The organism is Frateuria sp. YIM B11624 (genome assembly GCF_049727805.1).
GTDB lineage: Bacteria > Pseudomonadota > Gammaproteobacteria > Xanthomonadales > Rhodanobacteraceae > Frateuria_A.
The window spans coordinates 152,304-169,334 of the sequence record NZ_JBCNYA010000001.1 but is presented as its reverse complement, the minus strand read 5'-3'; the positions used below and the strand labels follow the sequence as shown (position 1 = coordinate 169,334).

Genomic DNA, 17,031 nt, shown 5'->3' with positions numbered 1-17,031 from the left:
GCCGCGAATCCTTACTTGGACGCCGCAGCGGCCGGCGCGGTGCGCACGGCAGCGGCCTGCGGAATCAGCACCGCACGCGAGAGCGTGAGGCGACCGTTGGCCACGCCGAAGGACTTCGGCGACAGCACCGCCGGACCCGGCGGCAACGGTTCGTCGGTCGAGAACTCGAACGACGTCGGCAGACCATCGACGGTCAGCGTCGCCCACTGCTTCCAGTAGTGGCGCACCTGACCGTCGCGTTCGAACTTCGCGGCCTCGGGCTCGCGCTTGAGGATTTCAATTTGCATGGGTATTCCCCTCTGTGATTTGCGGCAGCAGCCGCCATGCGATCACCCGACCACCGGGCGTTATCGTTACCTTCCAAGGCGACGCGACGAACTCGCCCGTAAGCTTGTCCATGTAGCCGCCGTTGACCTTGCGAATGTCCGCCGCGCCGCCGAGCGCATCGCGTGCGAACAGCGGGGCGCGCCAGTAGCGCACCCACCGCTTACCCTCGACGTCGAGCCCGCACGCGCCATGCATGCGCGCACCCTTGGGCACCCTGCCCGCCTGATCGGGCGTGACCTTGCTGGCGTACTTGGCCATGTAGGAGACCGGACGTTGAATCCCGCCCTTGGGCGCGGCGACGTTGGTCGAGCCGTGACGCCACCACCCGGCCTTGTCGGGCTCTGGAAACCGGCAGCGCGCCGGAATCCACAGCATGCAGTGATAGTGCACCGCGCCGCGCTGCTGAAGCTCCAGCACCCACACCATGCGCATGGGCACACGCGCCTTGCGCTTGAACCAGTTGCGCACGTGCTTGGCGAAGGCCGACAGGTGCAGCGGCTTCCAGTCGTCCACGTCGCGATAGGTCAGCGTGACGAACAACCGGCGCCAGAGAAAACCACCGGACAGATGCGCCGCGGAGTCGAGCGCATGGGCGCTGTTGCGCACCGCTTTGCCCAGGCGACGGACCCGAGAAAGGAGCCGATCAATTTCGACTTCTTCACGGACCGTTGAGCAACTTGTTTTAGAAGTGACAAGCCCCGCAAGCCCGGCAGCGACACCGCCGCCGCTCGCTGCGCTCGCGTCGGCGCCATCGCTGCCGGAAAAGCCCTCTGCGCCCACGAAGAAACGCGAGCGCGCCATATCCTTAAACGGCGCATCCATCGCGTCCTGCTGGGCCACACGCTCGCGCAGGCTGGACGCGCGCAGCGCACACAGGGCACGCGCCGCGCTCGACTCCCAACGGCGCATCGCGAGCGGCGCAGGACCTAGCTCGCGGTTCAGTACGTCAGGTGGACACAGATCGACAGGCGGCACGCCGGCCCCCTGCCCTTCAATGCGCTTGATCGTCGCCCCGTCGAGCGGCACGAAGGCGACATGCCCGAGAGAGTCGCGGACGTGCCGGCGCGGCTCAGTGGGCGCCGTCATCGATCACTCCGAACTCGACGCCGAGCTGCGAGAAATCCAGCTCCACGCCGTCGTCCACGCAGGCTTCGATAAGGATCAAGCGGCACTGCAACAGCGCTGCTTCGATGTTGGGATGGCCCGCGCAGGCATGCACGTCGGCCAGATCGCCCAGGAGCCCGCCAAGCTCGCTCAGTGCACTGTCAGCCATGGCAGCGCTCCCGCTCACCACGCAGGCGCGACTCCCAGCGCGACAGGTGATCGATGATCCGCTCGCGCCGCTGCAACGCGGCGATAGCCAGCGACAAGCCCGCTGTCACGCCCTCCGCGTAGACCAGCGCAGCAGGCACTTCGACGGCCGGCGCCGCGCAGCGCTGCAACGCGCCCAGGTGCGCCGACAGCCGCGCATCGAACGCGGCCGAGGTTTCCGAGGCGATGCGGACCGGCGCGCCCATCACGCATGCCGCCGGAACAGCCAGCGCAGCAGCGAACGCACGCGCCGGAACAGCTCAAGCGTGCCGAGCAGGAACACGTAGAGCAGCAGCAGGCCGAACGCGGCGTTCATACGTGGTCACCGCAGCGCAGGCAGCACAGATCGTCATCGACGGGCCGCATGTCGCCGCAGGTGTCACACCAGAACTCGCCCAGCGCTTCCGCGTCATCGACGGGCTCAACCACCTCGTCGCAGTCGGTGCAGTAGGCGTTGCTGGAATCGCCCAGCTCTTGCAGCTCTTCGCCGCCGCAGTTGGGACAGGTACTCACCGGCGCACCCCTTCCAGCGTGGCCCGCTGACGGGCAACCAGATCACGGAAGGGAGAAACGAGGGTTCCGAGCCAGAAGGCAGCTACGAGGAACGGGAGAGCGGCTAGCGCATGCATGAATTGGCCCCTGTCCGTCACAGGCCCTGTGACGTCGGGCGCATGTATATTCCCCTGTGACAGGTCTGTCAACTGGGGTGTTACATGAATGCCACGATTCAGCTGCTCGACAAATACAAGGCCGCGTGCGCAATCCTTTCCGACAACGCCTGCGCAATCTCACTCGACGTGACCCGCGCAGCGGTCAGCAAGTGGCGGAACGGGCAAGCGCATCCCGACGCGGACAGCGTCGAAAAAATGTGCACGAAAACAGGTGAGCAGCTAAGGCACTGGCTACCGCTGATCGAGGCCGAAAGAGCACGAACGCCAGAGGCCCGCAAGGTGTGGCTTCGGCTTGCGCAGACAGCTGCGGCAATTGCACTAACCGTTTCGTTTGGACGTCTAGACGTCCATGCGGCACCCAATCACGTCAGCCTCACGGCTGGTCAAACGTCCTCTGTAGACATTATGCGCAATTGACTGGCCCGGCTTGCTCACGCCGCCTGTCGTCGCCCGAGCCGACTGCCCGGATGAAACTCGCTGCTTCATGCAATACGGGAGGCTCTCGAGCCTCCCGCTTTTCCGCCCGGATGATCAGAACACCCAGTTCAGACTCATCCGTGCCGCCTGGTCCTTTGCGTCCGAAGCAAACTGCCCGCTATACGTCGCGTCGATCGTGACCGCCGAAGACGGCCGGAACCGTAGCCCCGCGCTGATCGTTCCCGCGTCGTCGGCAATGGGCACACCCTGGATGGCGAACGCGGCGCCGCCACCGGCGAAGTGCATCTGCGCTGCCGAATCCACATCGCCCCAGGCATGCTGCCAGCCGACGCTTCCGAACAGTGCCGTACCGGCATCGCCCAGCTTCATCTCGCCGCGCAACCCCAGGGTGCCGAAGGTCTGGCTTGAACGGTCCGAGTCGATATCCAGCGCGCCGAACGAGCCATGCTCGTGGATCGTGGGCGTACGCAACTGCTGGTACGCCACGTTGACGAACGGTGCCCAGGAACCGCGCGAGCCGTCGAACACATAAGCGCCTTCGACATAACCCTGTGCCGCGTGGCCGTCATCGTCGCTTTCCACGCGGGCGGCGACATCGCCAACGGAAACGCCGCGATGCGTGCGAATGTCCTGCTGCCCGTACAGGGCGCCCGCCTGCCACTGGAAGGCCCCTTCGCGGCCGCCGGCGTACAGCCCCGCCGTATGCGTGCGGACGTCGGCCGACGCGTCGCGCGCCGGTACCGAGGCCGAAATCTGGCCGCGGCCCAGCGCAAAGCCCACTCGCGTCGACTGGCCCACGACGGTATCCGCGCCTACCAGCAAGCCACCGCCGTTGGCGTTCATGCGCGCGGCGTTGCCGTCGCCATCGTGGTTGCCCCAATGGCCCCAGCCTGAGGCCCAGGTGGATACGCCTTCGCTTTCGCCTGCGGCAGCCGTACTCAGCAGATGGGTGTTGATCGCCTCGAGCTGGTAGCGCTGGTCGTCGGCGATGGCCGTGCGCACGCTGGCGTGGATCTCGCCGGAGAGGCTGTCGAAGGCCACACGGGCGTCCGCGGCGTCGAGACGCAGGATTGCATCGTAGGCGGCCGCGCCCGCTCCCAAAGCCTCGACCGCACCCGCGGTCGCGCGCTCGTTGCGCGTGACCGCGACGTCCGGGAACGCGACCGCATTGCGGATGAGCGTGAGGTTCACCGCATTGGCCGTGTAAGCCAGCGATGGCGTAAGGAAGGCGAGATCCGTGGACACACGCCCGAAGCTGCCCGTGACGCCATTGGCTGCCGAGAGGATCGTATACGTGGTCGAGGTGTTCCAGTTCCCACCGGTGCCCAGGCTCACCACCGACCCACCCTGCAGGCTGGCGTGCCCACCGACGTCGAGATGATCGCTCTTCCCCGCATCGGTCACGTCAACGGTGTAGCGCGTGCCTGCAGCCATGGTCAGGTCGCCGGTGAACGCAAGCGTTCCCGTGGTCCCCTGCCCGCCCGGCGATACCTCCGCCCCTGATCGGAGCACGGCGTTGCCACCCGTGCCCCTGCCCGAAAGCACGGTGCCGCTGGCCATGGAAAGATCGCCGCCGAGCTTGCCGTCCAGTTGCAACGTGCCCGCCGTCACCTCGGTCGTGCCCGTGAAGGCACTGCTGTCTCCGGTCAGGTGCAAGGCGCTGCCGCCGAGTTTGCGGAACGACCCTTCGCCGGACAGGACACCGGCATAGGTCACGTCGTCGGAGCGATCGAGGATCAGCGCACCGTGGTCGACGATATCGCCGGTGACCGAGCCTGTCGTACCACCCTCGCCGATGTGCAGCGTGCCCGCGGCGATCGTCGTCGTGCCGGTATAGGTATTGTTGCCGGTCAGGCGCAGCTCGCCCGCGCCGTTCTTGGTGAGGCTTCCCACCGATGTTCCATCGGCCACGACACCGCTCAGCGTCGCCGCGCCGGAAGCGTTCACGTGGACGGTCGAGGCACCTGCCACGCTCACCGCATTGGACAGCGCGAGGCCATCCGTCGCGAGGTCCAGTGTCGTGCCACTGGCCAGCGCCAGGGCGCCGGAACCGATCGCGCCGCTGTCACCCAGGCGCAACGTTCCTTGCGTGACCAGGGTGCCGCCGGTGTACGCATTGGCATGGTCGAGCGCCAGTGTGCCCGCACCGCGCTTCTCCAGCGCGCCGCTGCCGGCAATGGTGCCGTTCCAGGCGAACGCGTTAGCCGCGTCGGCGATATCCACCGCCCCGCCGCTGGCGAGCGTCAATGCGCGGGTCGTGGCGTCATAAGCGGTACCCGTGACACGCAGGGCGCCGCCGTTCAGCATCACGCCGTTGGCCGCGGCGCCAAGATTGCCGTCATCGCCGACGGACAGCGTGCCGCCATTGACCGTGGTCTCGCCCATGTAGGTGTTGGCACCATTGAGCACCAGCGTGCCGGCATCGTTCTTCGCCAGGCCTTGCGTGCCCGTGAGCACGTTGTCGATGGTCGCGACATAGCCCGCCGTCGATTCGCTGCCGTCGCCGACGCGAATCACCGGCGTGCCACTCGACCACGTCAGCGCCACCGAGTCGCCCGTCATGTGATAGCCGTCGGTGAGGAACTGCAGCCCGTTCGCGGCGACCTGTCCGTCGGTGCCGTCCACCGTCACCGTGCCCGGCGCGCCGCCGAACACCGCGAGACCCGGCTGCGGCGTCATCATGCCGGTGATGCTGCCGGCCGCGTCGGTCCAGTTCGGCGAGGTGGTGGACCAGGTGCCGTCGCCGCCACCCATCTGCGCGCCGCTGGCGAGACCGTTGGCGTTCCAGAAGTTCAGCGTGGTGTTCGAGACATCCAGGATATTGATCTGCTTGCTCCCGAGTAGCGTCACCAGCTGCAGGGCATGCCCCGCGGGTGTCGCCCCGAACGCCAGGCCGCCGTTGGTTTCGGTCAAGGCGCCGGTATAGGAGAAGATCGTGTAGACGCCCGGCCCCATCCCGCCGACGTCGCTGACGTCGACCGTCACGCCGTTCAAAGCGAGGTTTCCGTCCACGGCGACCTTGTCGCCTGCGCCGGCCGCGCCCAGCTCGACGTCCATCGAGCTGCCTTGCGCCATCGAGAGGTCGCCATTCACGCTGAGCGTGCCGACGGAGTGGCCCGGCGACAACACCGAACCGTTGGCCATGCTCACGTTGCCGTCGATGCTGCCGTGCCCGCCAAGGGCCGCGTCGGCAGCCACGTCGACGTTCCCGGCAAGCGTGGCGGTGCTACCCGCCGTGCCACCGACGATCAGCGTGCCTGCCTGCACCTGCGTGCTGCCGGCGAACGTCGAACCGTCGCCGTCGAACAGCAGCGTGCCGCTGCCCTTCTGCACCAGCTGCCCCGAACCTGCGAGGGTGTCGGCGAAATTGACCGTGTCCGAGCGGTCGAAGGCCAGGATGCCATTGTCCGTCACGTTGCCGCTCAAGCTGCCGGCGGTGCCGCCATTGCCCACGGTCAGCGAGGTCGAAGCGCCGAGAAGCGTGCCCGTGCCCGCGCCGCCGTCGACCGAGCCGGTCACCGTGAGGCCCAGCGGTGCGTTGAACTGGATGGACTGGGCGGATACGTCGCCCGTCACGGTCGAGGCGATCGCATTGGACAACACGAAGGCATTCGCCGAAATGTCGCCCAGCGTCTGGATCGCATTGGAGGCGGAGGTGAGGCTCAGCGTCCCGGAAACATCCGCGACAAGCTCGCCCGCGCTGACGCCATTGCCGACCTGGAGCACGTTGCCGCTGGTCCCCGTATCGAGCGTCAGCGCGCCCGGCGTGATGACGCTGCTGGATAAGGTGACACCGGCATCGCCGGTAAGGGTGACCGAACCACCCTGGAGTTGCGCGGTCGGCGCGAGCACCCCTCCGTTCGAGGCGAGCGAGATGTTCCCCGTGGTCGTCAGGCTCATGGGCAGGGTGAGGACACCGTCGCTGGTGAGGCTGATGTTGCCTGCCGCCCCGCTGGCGATGCTTCCGATCGCCAGGTCGCTCGCGGCGTGGATGGCGATATTGTTACCCGTCGCCGTGACGTTTCCGCCGAAGCTGTTCGCGTTCGACAGCAGTACGTCGTGGGTGCCGGCGTTGAAGTTGCTCGTTCCCGTGATGTCGAATGCGCCGCCTTGCGTGATCGAGCCGCCGGTCGTCGTCAGGTCGATGGCGCCGGCGCGCACACCCTTGATGGCAAGCGTGGCGGAACTGCTCGTCAGGCTCGTCAGCCTCGCCGTGAGACCGATGTTGCCATTCAACGTCAATGCGGCCGGTGTGGAGACGACAAGCGAGTGCGCACCGTCGATCGTGCTTGAGACACCGATGGTCGACTGGCTCTCCAGGGAGCTGTCGGTCAGCAATGTGAGCCGGGCGACGAACGCCTGCGGCCCCGTGGAGATGATCGATCCGCCGAGCCCCGTGACACCCGCATGGTTCAAGGTCACCGAGCCATCGATGTCGATATGGTCGAACGTGAACGGCGCATTGTTGCCCTGGCTCTTGACGTCGCCGGTGCCGGTGATCGATTTGACCTCCAGCGCACCCGGGCTGACGGCATCCGGCTCGAACATGATCTGCGCACCGAGGGTGTCGCCATCGAGCTTCACCGCATCGATGGAATTGCTGGCCGCCGAGATGACCTCCGCCGCGCCGCCGTCGGCCACCTCGAGCGCGCCCTGGATGATCGATCCGCTCTGCAGGTGCAACTGGTTTCCAGCACCGTTGAACAGTACGGCGGAAGCACGTGCGCCTCCGCCACCGGCGGCCAGGCCGCCGGCGATCGTACCGGCGTTCGTCAGCGAAGCACCGCCACGCGTGACGATGCCAGTGCCCGCCGCGCCATTGCCGGTGCCCGCACCGCCCTGGATGGTGCCGCCGGCGTTGTTGGTCACGATGAGACCGGCGTTCAATGCGTTTATGCCGGCACCGGCGTCACCGGCATTGCCGCTGATACTGCTCGTGCCCCCAGCACCGCCGGCACCGCCGTGGATCGTGCCCGAATTGTCGATGTTCGCGTTGACACCGAAGAGCAGCAAGCCATCGCCACCGCCACCACCGCCGCCACCGATGGCCGGGCCGACCGACTGGGAGCCGCCCGCGCCACCGGCACCTCCAACGATCGAAGCACCAGACTGGATCGTGGCCGTGAATCCATCCACGGTGTCGGCCAGGCCGACTCCGCCGCCGCCGCCACCGCCACCACCGGCGGCGCTGCTGGCGGACGGGTTACCGCCGTTGCCGCCATCTCCGCCGGTGACGACGGAGCCTGCAACGAAATCGCGGGACGCGTCAGCCGTCCAGATACCCGAGCCACCGCCGCCACCGCCGCCCGGCGCACGCGGTGCATCCGCGCCGTCGGTGCCGCGAACTCCCGCCCACACGTTACCGCTGCCCGTGCCGGGCGCGCCGCCACCGCCGCCCGCGCCGCCATCGGTCCCGTCCTGCCCCGTCGCACCTTCGCCACCGGTCCCACTAGCCGGTAAACCGCCCGGTATTGGCACGAATCCGGACAAGACGACCGCGCCTCCTCCCTGCCCGTTGCCGGCGCCGCCCGCGCCGGCCCGAGAATCGGCTGTCGGCGCGCCGCCTTGTGCGCTGCAGGCCCGGGTATCGGTTGGCTGGCACACCTGGGCCAGGGCCGGCGTGCCGAAAGCCCAGAGGCCCGTGGCAAGCATGGCGCCCCACAGGAGCCGAAGTCGGGGCGCGGTGGATTCGCCACCCACGGCAAGATCATGGTTCGATGACGAAAGCTCGGACACGACCTGGACGACGCGCAGGTCACGGTTCCACACGAGTTGGTATACGCGATTCACTGGATTCCCCAATTGGCATCAGCGCCCTTGCCGAGCTGGCGCAACGGGCGAATATTACGTCTGTTGGGTGTCGGGGACGACCTCGATTGGCACGGTGCACTACGAGCCATATGACGCTTTTTTTAATTCTCGGCCGACCCCTATCTTTGTTGGGTGCGAGAAACAGGTCGATGATCAGTTCCGGCCCAGAAATTTGTCGGGAACAAGTTGCGCTGTTCCGAACTAAACTTCGTCTGCGAGTGAGCCGGCGAGGCGGCTCATCACTGGTTTAAGCAAGCCGCGGTGACCGAGCTTTGGTTCCGGCCTGTTTGATATATACCGTCCGGTGGGGGTGTGCTCGCTCAGGAGGCCTGAAAGGGCTGGCCACCCATACCGATAGCTCTCAAGCACAGACCCCTGGCCGCACCGCCTTTTTTGACGTCGGATCACTGGACGACACGGTTAAAAGGACTACGACACCTTCCGCCCCTGCCGTGCTGGTTGGGGCTGCACCGTCCAACAGGAGCCCGCCATGACACCGCTCGACAAACCGCTCAAGCGCGAACTGATGATCGGCGAGGTTGCGTACACGCTGGTGCTTGATCCGGACGGCCTGAAGCTGACCGAGAAAGGCCACCGGCGTGGCGTGGCGTTGCGCTGGAAAGATCTGGTCAGTGGCGACGCGGCGTTGGCTACGGCGCTCAACGCTTCGTTGGAGGCGAACTAGGTTCGCCATTGGCGTCACGGACGGCGCTTGCCATCCGCCGGCTGGCCTCGTCGCCCAAGGCCTCCAGGCCGGCCAGGACGCCGGTGCGGTCGGCGTCGGTGCGGTTCTGGCTCAGTTTCCACTTGCCTTCCAGACGGTCGATCGGCAAGCGCAGGCCGGTGATCGCTTTCAGGTTGCGGTCGATGTAGTCCGCCGGAGCGTCGTCCAGGTGCCAGGGTGTGGGCATGGCACGTTCGTGCCGATGCGTGAGCCTGGCCAGGAGCTGGCGCAGCGCCACCGCGTCATCGAAGGTTTCGAGGGTGCCGTGGGCGTGGATGGCGATGTAGTTCCAGGTGGGCACTTCCTTGCCGTGGGTCTGCTTGCCCGGGTACCAGCCGGCCGAAATGTAGGCGTGCGGACCCAGGAACATCGCCAGCGACGGCGCACCATGGCAGGCGGCGTGTGCATTGGCGCGTGCGACGTGGCCGTACAGCGTGCCATACGGCCCCTCCTCTGCCGCCAGCAGCAGAGGGATGTGGCTTACCTGAAGGCCCGTGGAGGTGGTGCTGACGAGACTGGCGAAGGCAATCGTCTCGATTGCCGCGTGCAGTTCCGGAAGACGCTCTTCGCGGAAAGCGGATGGCATGTACATGCTCGGTTCTCCGACTCTTCCGCGAACAGCACTACCTGTACGGGAGCGTGGCGTTCCGCCAGGCGACCTCACCGGCCGAAGATGATTTCCTTGCCTTCGTGGTCGCGATCCCAGCCGCGCAGCTCATCGCGGATGTGCGCGATGCGCTGGCGGCCGAGCGCATTGCGTTCCTCGTCCAGGACCTGGCCGTCGAGCAGCTCGGCCAGGCGTTGCGCGGTGGGCAGCATGGCGTCCCAGGCGTCCAGCGCGGGCAGCGGGCCCGGCAGGGTCATGAAGAAGCTCAGGCCCGGCGTGCGCAGCGCGTCGAGGCGGGTCAGGTCGAAATTGCCCGGCTTGAGCATGTTGGCCACGCTGAAGATCGGGCCCTGTTCGCGCTTGCCGTCGACCAGGCGGTGGTAGATGCCCAGGTGGCCGTATTCCAGCCCGGCCTTTTCGGCGGCGACGATCAGGTCGGCGCCGTTGAACGTGCCGCCGTCGCGGGCCATCACAAACAGCGTGACGATGCGCTCCATCGGCAACTGCGACGGACGGCGGCCGAGATCCGACGCGGGTGGCGCCTTCGGAGCGGATGCCGGCGCCGGTGCTGGAGCCGGGGCGGGGGTGGGTGCGGGAGCGCGGGCGGCAGGGACTTCCGCGTCGCCCGACGGCGCACGCAGCGCGTCGATGATCGAGGCCGCGCGACCCGAAGGCTTCGCGGGCGCACCGCGCTCGCCGGCCAGGGTGGCGCCGAGCTTTTCCAGTTCCTCGCGCAGGCCGATTTCCAGTTCGCCCTGCTGCGGCATCGGCTCGTCGTGGTGCATGCGCGGATCGGGATCGTCCAGCATCAGGTCGTCCGCGTCGTTCTCGCCGAAGGTCGGCTCGCGGCGCTCTCCGGCGCCCTGCCCGGCGGGCATGCGTCGCCTGCCTTGCTCCTTCTTCGGCTGGCCGAACAACCACAGCAGCGCCAGCACGATGATGCCGGCGATCGCCAGCGGCACGCCGACGGCAGGGTTCCAGGCAAAGGCGAGCACGGTGGTCATGGAAGGTTCCTCATGCAGCTCCGGCCAGTTTAGCCGCTTCGGCCAGGTCCACCTGCACCAGGCGCGAGACGCCCGGTTCGCGCATGGTCACGCCGCAGAGCTGGCTGGCCGCCTCCATCGTCGCCTTGTTGTGGCTGACGAAGATGAACTGCACCTTCTCGCTCATTTCCCTGACCATGTTGGAGAAGCGCCCGACGTTGGCTTCGTCCAGCGGCGCGTCGACCTCGTCGAGCAGGCAGAACGGCGCCGGGTTGAGGCCGAAGATCGAGAACACCAGCGCCACCGCGGTGAGCGCCTTCTCGCCGCCAGAGAGCAGCGAGATGTTGGACGGGCGCTTGCCCGGCGGGCGCGCCATGATCGACACGCCGGTGTTGAGCAGGTCGTCGCCGGTCAGTTCCAGGTAGGCGTGGCCGCCGCCGAACAGGCGCGGGAACAGCTCCTGCACGCCGGCGTTGACCTTGTCGAAGGTTTCCTTGAAGCGCTGGCGGGTCTCGCGGTCGATCTTCTTGATCGCGCCCTCGAGCGTCTCCATCGCGCTGGCCAGATCCGCAAGTTGATTATCGAGATACGTCTTGCGCTCGCTCTGCTCTGCGTGTTCCTGGATCGCGGCCAGGTTGACCGGTTCCAGCCGCACGATCTTCTGCGCGAGGTCACCCAGTTGCGTGCGCCATTGGTTGGCGTCGGCCTGCTCGGGCAGTTCGGCGAGCAGCGGCTCGAGCTCCAGGCCGGAGGCGGTGATGGCTTCGGCGAGCTGGTCGGCGCGCATCTGCAGCGCCTGCGCGGCGAGGCGCTTTTCCGAAACGCTTTCGCGCAAGCTCGCCAGGCCTTGCTCGGCCAGGTGGCGCTGCTGTTCCAGCTTGCGGAATTCGATGTCGCAGTCTTCCAGCGCGCGGCGCGCCTCGACCAGTTGACGGTCGACCAGCAGGCGCTGGTCGAGGTAGGTCTGGCGCTCGGCTTCGAGTTCCGCGATCGGATCGGAACCGGCGGCCAGTTGTTCGGCAATCTCGGTGCGGCGGGCCTCGACCTGGCGCAGTTGCGCGTCCAGGCGCGCGAGCGCCTGTTCCAGCGAGGCCAGCGAGGAGCGCTTGGATTCCATCGAGAGCGCCAGCGCGTGCGCCTGGTCGGCGGCCTCGCGGGCGTTCATGCGGGCTTCCTCGCGGGCCTCGAGCAGCGCGCGGCGTTCGTTCTCCAGTTCGCGGCGCTGGTCTTCCAGGTCGCCCATGTGGTTGACCGATTCGTCCAGGCGCGCGCGGGCTTCGCGGGTCTGCACCTGCAGCTCGTCCAGTTGCTCGATCAGCGTGGACAGCTCGCCGGCCACCTTTTCGGCGCGGGCGCGGGCGGTTTCCACCTTGCCGCGGTGGCTCTGCAACTGGCCGGCCAGTTCGGACTGGCGGCGGTGCGCGTTGTAGAGCTCGCGCTGGGCGTCGTCACGGGCGCGCTCGGCCTCGAACTTGGCGGTGCGCAGTTCGTCCAGGCGCGCAGCCGATTCTTCCAGTTGGGCTTCGAGCGTTTCGATCTGCCCGGTGAGCAGGCGGATGTCGCGCTCGCGCGCCAGCACGCCGACCTGGTTGCCCTGCGCGCGGCGGATGCGTGCCCACTGCGGCGCCAGCCACTCGCCGTCGCGGGTGATGATGGACTGGCCTTCGGCCAGCGAGCCGACGCGGTTGCGCGCCTCGTCCAGCGTCTCGGCGGTGCGCACCTGGGCGAGCAGGTGCATGGCCGCGACCGGGCCATGCACCCTGGCAGCCAGCGTGCCTTCGGCGCCCTGCCCGCCTTCGGCCGAGGCGAGCAGCGCGAGGTCGGCCTCGCCCAGCGTGCCGAAGTCGCCGGCCAGGTTCAGCGGGTTGTCGACCAGCACGCCGTCGAGCAGGCCGGCCAGCACGGTCTCCACGGCCGATTCCCAACCGGCGTCGACCTGCAGCGCTTCGCCCAGGCGGCGCGCCTTGTCCAGGCCGAGGCTGGCCAGCCAGCCGCTGGCGGCGCTTTCCTCCTGGCCCAGCGCGGCGTGCTGCAGGGCTTCGAGCGAGGACAGCCGACCGCGCGCGGTCTGCAATTGCGATCGCGCCTCGTTGAGCGCGGACTGCACCTGGCGCTCCTCGTCGAGCACCTTCTCGTGGGCGAGCTTGTGCTGGTCGAGCAGGCTGCCGAGCGATTCGACGCGCTCACGCTGGGTGTCGTGCTCGACGTGCAGTTGTTCGGCGGCGGCGTCCAGTGCGGCGACGTCGGTGGCCTTCTGCTCGGCCTCCAGCGCTTCGCGCCGCTTGGACAGGTCGATCGCCTGGCGGTCGAGGTAGTTGAGCTTGGTGCGCTCGACTTCGGCGGCGCGGCTGGATTCGCCGGCGGTGCGCGTGTAGGCGTCCCAGCGCTGCTGCCAGTCGGCGAGCTTGGACTCGGTGCTGCGCGCGGCCTCGGCGGTGTCATCCTGCATTTGCTGCAGGGCTTCGAGCTTGGGTTCGCCCTCGGCCAGCGCCAGGCGCAGCGCTTCGACCTGTTCGCGGTCGTTGGCGATATGCGCCGATAGTTCGGCGTGCTCGCGCTCGGCCTCGCCCTGGGCACGCTGCAGGCGTTCGGCGGTTTCCTTGTTGAAACGCACCTGCTGTTCGACGCGGGCGATCTCCGAGCCGACCTTGTAGACCTCCGCCTGCACCTCGTTGAGGTGTTCGGTGGCGCCGGTGTGGCGCTCGCGCACAGATTCGAGCTGCGCCTCGATCTGGCGCTGGCCGGCGAGCTGCTTCTCGATCTCGATCTCGGCGGCGGAAAGGCCTTGGCCCTCGCCTTCGTGCTGGCCCTTCAGCGCGCGGTATTCCAGCGCGCGCAGCTCGGCTTCCTTGCGCGTCTGCTCTTCCTTCAGCGCCTTCCAGCGCTCGGCGGCGCGGGCCTGGCGGTTCAGGTGCTCGAGCTGCTTGTCGACCTCGTCGCGCACGTCCTTGACGCGGTCGAGGTTCTCGCGGGTGGACTTGATGCGGCTCTCGGTTTCCTTGCGGCGCTCCTTGTACTTGGAGATGCCGGCGGCCTCCTCCAGGTGCGTGCGCAGTTCTTCCGGGTGCGCCTCGATGATCTGGCTGATCATGCCCTGCTCGATGATCGAGTAGCTGCGCGGGCCCAGGCCGGTGCCTAGAAATAAGTCGGTGATGTCGCGGCGGCGGCAACGCGCGCCGTTGAGGAAGTACGAGGACTGCCCGTCGCGGGTGACCTGGCGCTTGACCGAGATCTCCGCGTACTGCGCGTACTCGCCCTGGATGGTGCCGTCGGCGTTGTCGAAGATCAGCTCGACGGTCGCCTGCCCCACCGGCTTGCGCGCGTTGGAGCCGGAGAAGATCACGTCAGTCAGCGAGTCGCCGCGCAGGCGGCTGGCCGCACTTTCGCCCATCACCCAGCGGATCGCGTCGATGATGTTGGACTTGCCGCAGCCGTTCGGGCCGACCACGCCGGTCATGTTGGTCGGCAGGTGCAGCGTGGTGGGGTCGACGAAGGACTTGAATCCGGCGAGTTTGATCGTGGTCAGGCGCATGCGGGCTCAACAAATCGGTAGGCCCGCGGGTGGATCGGGCGACGGGTCACTGTGCCAAACGCCGGGCGTGGTCGCAATGCGAACCGGCGTGACAACAAACTTCAGAAATATTATTCAACTTGTTGAAACTGAAAGCTATGGTGCCTTGGCATCGATCGAAAGCGCGTGGATGCCGCGGTCCATCAATCCCTCCAGCGCGGCATACACCATCCGGTGGCGCTTGATCGGCGGCATGCCGGCAAAGGCCGGGCTGACGATGCGCACATGGAAGTGGCCCTTGCCGGCGTTGGCGTGGCCGGCGTGCTTGTGGCCCTCGTCGAGCACGTCCAGCTCGACCGGCGCCAGCCTCTCGGCCAGGCGCTGGCGGATCTGCTCGACCATCGCCTCGCTCACGGCAGGGTCTGGCGGAACGGCTTGATCTCGACGCCGGCGTAGACACCGGCCGCCACGTAGGGATCGACGTCGGCCCAGCGCTGCGCATGCTCCTGCGTGGGGAACTCGGCAATGATCAGGCTGCCGGTGAAGCCGGCCGGGCCCGGATCCTCCGACTCGATCGCCGGGAACGGGCCGGCCAGCAGCAGGCGACCTTCCGCCTGCAAGGCCTCGAGGCGGGCCAGATGCTCCGCTCGCGCACTCTTGCGCCTGTCCAGCGAGCCGGGGACATCGGTGCCGAGGATCGCAAACCACATGGTGCGTTGCTCCAATGGGAAAACCGCAAGTTTAGCCGACCATGTTCCCCCGCGGACCTCGCCCGGCCTCGGCCGCCGGGTTATGATCCGCCCGCGGAGCAAGCCGCACCCGGGTCCGCGGGAAGGGTCGAACCCACTTGCCGTTGGTCAAAACCCACGAAACCTTTATGCAGCCGGCGTTGCGGACCTTCGGCGTTTCCATGCATGGAGGTTTTCCGTGAATACCCTTCCCGAGCTTGCCCATCCCGAGCACCTGCGCAAGCAGGCCAAGGATCTGCTGCGCCAGTTCCGCACCGGCGACGCGGCGGCGATCGAGCGTATCCGCACCGGCCTGCCCACGGCGCGCGGCAAGCCGCCCGCCGAACTGCAGGCCATGCGGTTGCAACTGCACGATGCACAATCCTGCGTTGCGCGCGAATACGGCTTCGCCAGTTGGCGGGAACTCAACGACTACGTGGCATGGCAGCGCGTCCACGGCGGCGACCGCGCGGCGGCCGCGCGCGCATGGCTGCCACTGGCATACGCGGGCGACATCACCGGGAACTTGTTCAACGCGCGGCCGCGGCTGGCCCTGCGCCTGTACGAGGAACAGGCGGCGTTGTTGCGGCATGACCCTCATGTCGCCTGCGCCGTGGGCGATGAGGGCCCGATCCGCACAGCGATTGCCGCAGATGCCTCGTGGGCGCACCGCCCTGGTGGCCCGCTCGAACTGCCACCGCTGATGGCGGTAACCCATTCGTCGCTTGGTCGCATCGAAGGCTACGGCGATCGCCTGCGACGGTGCGCGCGATTACTGCTGGACGCGGGAGCGAGCCCGAACCCGTCGGTCGGCAATCGCTGGCCGCCGCATTCGCTGGCCGAACCCGGCGACGAACGACTCGGCGCACTGTACGGCGCGGCCGGACAACAACGCGACGCGGAGCTGACGCGCATGTTGCTGGAGGCAGGCGCCGATCCCAACGATGGCGAATCGCTCTACCACTCGATCGGAAGCCCGGAGTGCACACGCCTGTTGCTCGAACATGGCGCGCGTACGGCAGGCACCAACGCGCTCGCCCATGCGGTGGTCCAAGGCAGCCTGGCCACGCTGCAGTTGTTGTTGCGGCATGGCGCCGACCCGAACGAGCCCACGCCGTTCGGCATCCCTGCCCTGTTCGTTGCGATCCGCGCGCGTCGCGCACCGGCGTTTGTCCAAGCCTTGCTGGACGCCGGCGCCGATCCAGAGGCCAGGGACGCGGATGGCCGGGATGCGCAGGCGTACGCGCTCGCCCGGGGGCTCCCCGAGCTGGCGGCCGTGCTGGGCACGATCGAAAGCACGGCCCTGTCGGACGAAGATGCGTTCGTTGCCGCGTGCGCCCGCGGCGACGAAGGCGAGGCGCGTCACCGGCTGGCGCGCCAGCCTGACCTCGTCGCCCGGCTCGGTGCGGCACGGCTGGCGCTGCTGCCCGAGCTCGCGATGAACTCGTGCGACGCCGCCGTGCGATTGATGGTCAGTCTCGGCTGGCCGGTCGCGACGCGCGGGGGCGACGAACCCATGCGCGGCTCGGCGATCAACTGGGCCGTTTTCCGCGGCAACGCCCGGCTTGCCGGGTTCCTGCTCGATCATGGCGCTCATTGGAGCGAGCGCCATGGCTACGGCAGCGACGTGATCGGCACCTTGTCCTGGGCGTCGTGCAACGAACCGCCTGGCCCCGGCGACTGGCTCGGTTGCGCTCGTGCGCTGGTGGCTCACGGCATGCCGCGCGCGTTCCGCCTGGCCGATGCGGATCCGGACGAAGTACCGCGCGTCGTGATGATCGGCGGGCGCACGATGGAGTTTCCCGAGGAGATCAGCGCGTTTCTGCTCGACCCCGGCTGAACCTCCAAAGGAAACCACGGTGCTGCCATGCCATCGGTCATGCGCAGCGCCGCTTGAAGCGTCCCCTCGCCGGTCCCACC

The 17,031-nt window shown here is 67.8% G+C and carries 14 protein-coding genes; 3 read left to right on the top strand and 11 right to left on the bottom strand.

Annotated features, from left to right (window positions below; genetic code table 11):
• Positions 1 to 11: 11 nt before the first annotated feature.
• The 5 genes from AAIL17_RS00760 to AAIL17_RS00740 form a co-directional block, all read right to left on the bottom strand.
• Positions 12 to 287: a hypothetical protein gene (locus AAIL17_RS00760; protein ID WP_424680886.1), complete on the bottom strand. Its 276-nt coding sequence runs from the start codon at positions 285 to 287 to the stop codon at positions 12 to 14.
• Positions 277 to 1,413: a rolling circle replication-associated protein gene (locus AAIL17_RS00755; protein WP_424680885.1), complete on the bottom strand. Its 1,137-nt coding sequence runs from the start codon at positions 1,411 to 1,413 to the stop codon at positions 277 to 279. The genes AAIL17_RS00760 and AAIL17_RS00755 overlap by 11 nt, the downstream gene beginning before the upstream one ends.
• The gene (locus AAIL17_RS00750) at positions 1,397 to 1,600 is read right to left on the bottom strand and encodes a hypothetical protein (protein WP_424680884.1); all 204 of its coding nucleotides are present in this window, start codon (positions 1,598 to 1,600) and stop codon (positions 1,397 to 1,399) included. Before AAIL17_RS00750 ends, AAIL17_RS00755 begins: the two co-directional genes overlap by 17 nt.
• Positions 1,593 to 1,844, bottom strand: a complete 252-nt coding sequence (locus tag AAIL17_RS00745; RefSeq protein WP_424680883.1) for a hypothetical protein — start codon at positions 1,842 to 1,844, stop codon at positions 1,593 to 1,595. The genes AAIL17_RS00750 and AAIL17_RS00745 overlap by 8 nt, the downstream gene beginning before the upstream one ends.
• 106 nt (positions 1,845 to 1,950) lie before the next feature.
• Positions 1,951 to 2,151 (bottom strand): hypothetical protein, encoded by a 201-nt coding sequence (locus tag AAIL17_RS00740; protein ID WP_424680882.1) that lies wholly within the window; start codon positions 2,149 to 2,151, stop codon positions 1,951 to 1,953.
• A gap of 200 nt (positions 2,152 to 2,351) precedes the next feature.
• On the opposite strand from AAIL17_RS00740, the gene AAIL17_RS00735 reads away from it, so the two are divergent.
• Entirely contained in the window at positions 2,352 to 2,726 is a 375-nt protein-coding gene (locus AAIL17_RS00735) for a DUF3693 domain-containing protein (protein WP_424680881.1), read from the top strand.
• 114 nt (positions 2,727 to 2,840) lie between these two features.
• Here AAIL17_RS00735 and AAIL17_RS00730 read toward each other — a convergent pair whose 3' ends face one another.
• Complete coding sequence (locus AAIL17_RS00730) at positions 2,841 to 8,537, bottom strand: autotransporter domain-containing protein (RefSeq protein ID WP_424680880.1); 5,697 nt, start codon at positions 8,535 to 8,537, stop codon at positions 2,841 to 2,843.
• A gap of 511 nt (positions 8,538 to 9,048) precedes the next feature.
• Between AAIL17_RS00730 and AAIL17_RS00725 the strand changes: the two genes are divergently transcribed.
• Positions 9,049 to 9,243: a hypothetical protein gene (locus AAIL17_RS00725; RefSeq protein WP_424680879.1), complete on the top strand. Its 195-nt coding sequence runs from the start codon at positions 9,049 to 9,051 to the stop codon at positions 9,241 to 9,243.
• Here the strand turns inward: AAIL17_RS00725 and AAIL17_RS00720 are convergent.
• The 5 genes from AAIL17_RS00720 to AAIL17_RS00700 form a co-directional block, all read right to left on the bottom strand.
• A complete protein-coding gene (locus tag AAIL17_RS00720; RefSeq protein ID WP_424680878.1) occupies positions 9,218 to 9,868 on the bottom strand; it encodes an FMN-binding negative transcriptional regulator in 651 nt (216 codons plus the stop codon). The genes AAIL17_RS00725 and AAIL17_RS00720 overlap by 26 nt on opposite strands.
• Before the next feature lie 74 nt (positions 9,869 to 9,942).
• Positions 9,943 to 10,893 (bottom strand): cell division protein ZipA, encoded by a 951-nt coding sequence (gene zipA / locus AAIL17_RS00715; RefSeq protein ID WP_424680877.1) that lies wholly within the window; start codon positions 10,891 to 10,893, stop codon positions 9,943 to 9,945.
• A 10-nt stretch (positions 10,894 to 10,903) separates the two neighbouring features.
• Entirely contained in the window at positions 10,904 to 14,404 is a 3,501-nt protein-coding gene (gene smc / locus AAIL17_RS00710; RefSeq protein WP_424680876.1) for a chromosome segregation protein SMC, read from the bottom strand.
• Positions 14,405 to 14,539: 135 nt separating this feature from the next.
• On the bottom strand, positions 14,540 to 14,785 hold the full coding sequence (locus AAIL17_RS00705) for a BolA family protein (RefSeq protein WP_424680939.1): 246 nt from the start codon (positions 14,783 to 14,785) through the stop codon (positions 14,540 to 14,542).
• An 8-nt stretch (positions 14,786 to 14,793) separates the two neighbouring features.
• A complete protein-coding gene (locus AAIL17_RS00700; RefSeq protein ID WP_424680875.1) occupies positions 14,794 to 15,093 on the bottom strand; it encodes a YciI family protein in 300 nt (99 codons plus the stop codon).
• A gap of 217 nt (positions 15,094 to 15,310) precedes the next feature.
• Here AAIL17_RS00700 and AAIL17_RS00695 point away from each other — a divergent pair, with 217 nt between their 5' ends.
• Complete coding sequence (locus tag AAIL17_RS00695) at positions 15,311 to 16,951, top strand: ankyrin repeat domain-containing protein (protein ID WP_424680874.1); 1,641 nt, start codon at positions 15,311 to 15,313, stop codon at positions 16,949 to 16,951.
• The last annotated feature ends 80 nt before the right edge of the window (positions 16,952 to 17,031 follow it).

Coding starts and splice junctions, on each gene's coding strand:
- AAIL17_RS00760 (WP_424680886.1), bottom strand. CDS start 287: ATGCAAATTGAAATCCTCAAGCGCGAGCCCGAGGCCGCGAAGTTCGAA.
- AAIL17_RS00705 (WP_424680939.1), bottom strand. CDS start 14,785: ATGGTCGAGCAGATCCGCCAGCGCCTGGCCGAGAGGCTGGCGCCGGTC.
- AAIL17_RS00700 (WP_424680875.1), bottom strand. CDS start 15,093: ATGTGGTTTGCGATCCTCGGCACCGATGTCCCCGGCTCGCTGGACAGG.
- AAIL17_RS00720 (WP_424680878.1), bottom strand. CDS start 9,868: ATGCCATCCGCTTTCCGCGAAGAGCGTCTTCCGGAACTGCACGCGGCA.
- zipA (WP_424680877.1), bottom strand. CDS start 10,893: ATGACCACCGTGCTCGCCTTTGCCTGGAACCCTGCCGTCGGCGTGCCG.
- AAIL17_RS00725 (WP_424680879.1), top strand. CDS start 9,049: ATGACACCGCTCGACAAACCGCTCAAGCGCGAACTGATGATCGGCGAG.
- AAIL17_RS00750 (WP_424680884.1), bottom strand. CDS start 1,600: ATGGCTGACAGTGCACTGAGCGAGCTTGGCGGGCTCCTGGGCGATCTG.
- AAIL17_RS00745 (WP_424680883.1), bottom strand. CDS start 1,844: ATGGGCGCGCCGGTCCGCATCGCCTCGGAAACCTCGGCCGCGTTCGAT.
- AAIL17_RS00755 (WP_424680885.1), bottom strand. CDS start 1,413: ATGACGGCGCCCACTGAGCCGCGCCGGCACGTCCGCGACTCTCTCGGG.
- AAIL17_RS00735 (WP_424680881.1), top strand. CDS start 2,352: ATGAATGCCACGATTCAGCTGCTCGACAAATACAAGGCCGCGTGCGCA.
- smc (WP_424680876.1), bottom strand. CDS start 14,404: ATGCGCCTGACCACGATCAAACTCGCCGGATTCAAGTCCTTCGTCGAC.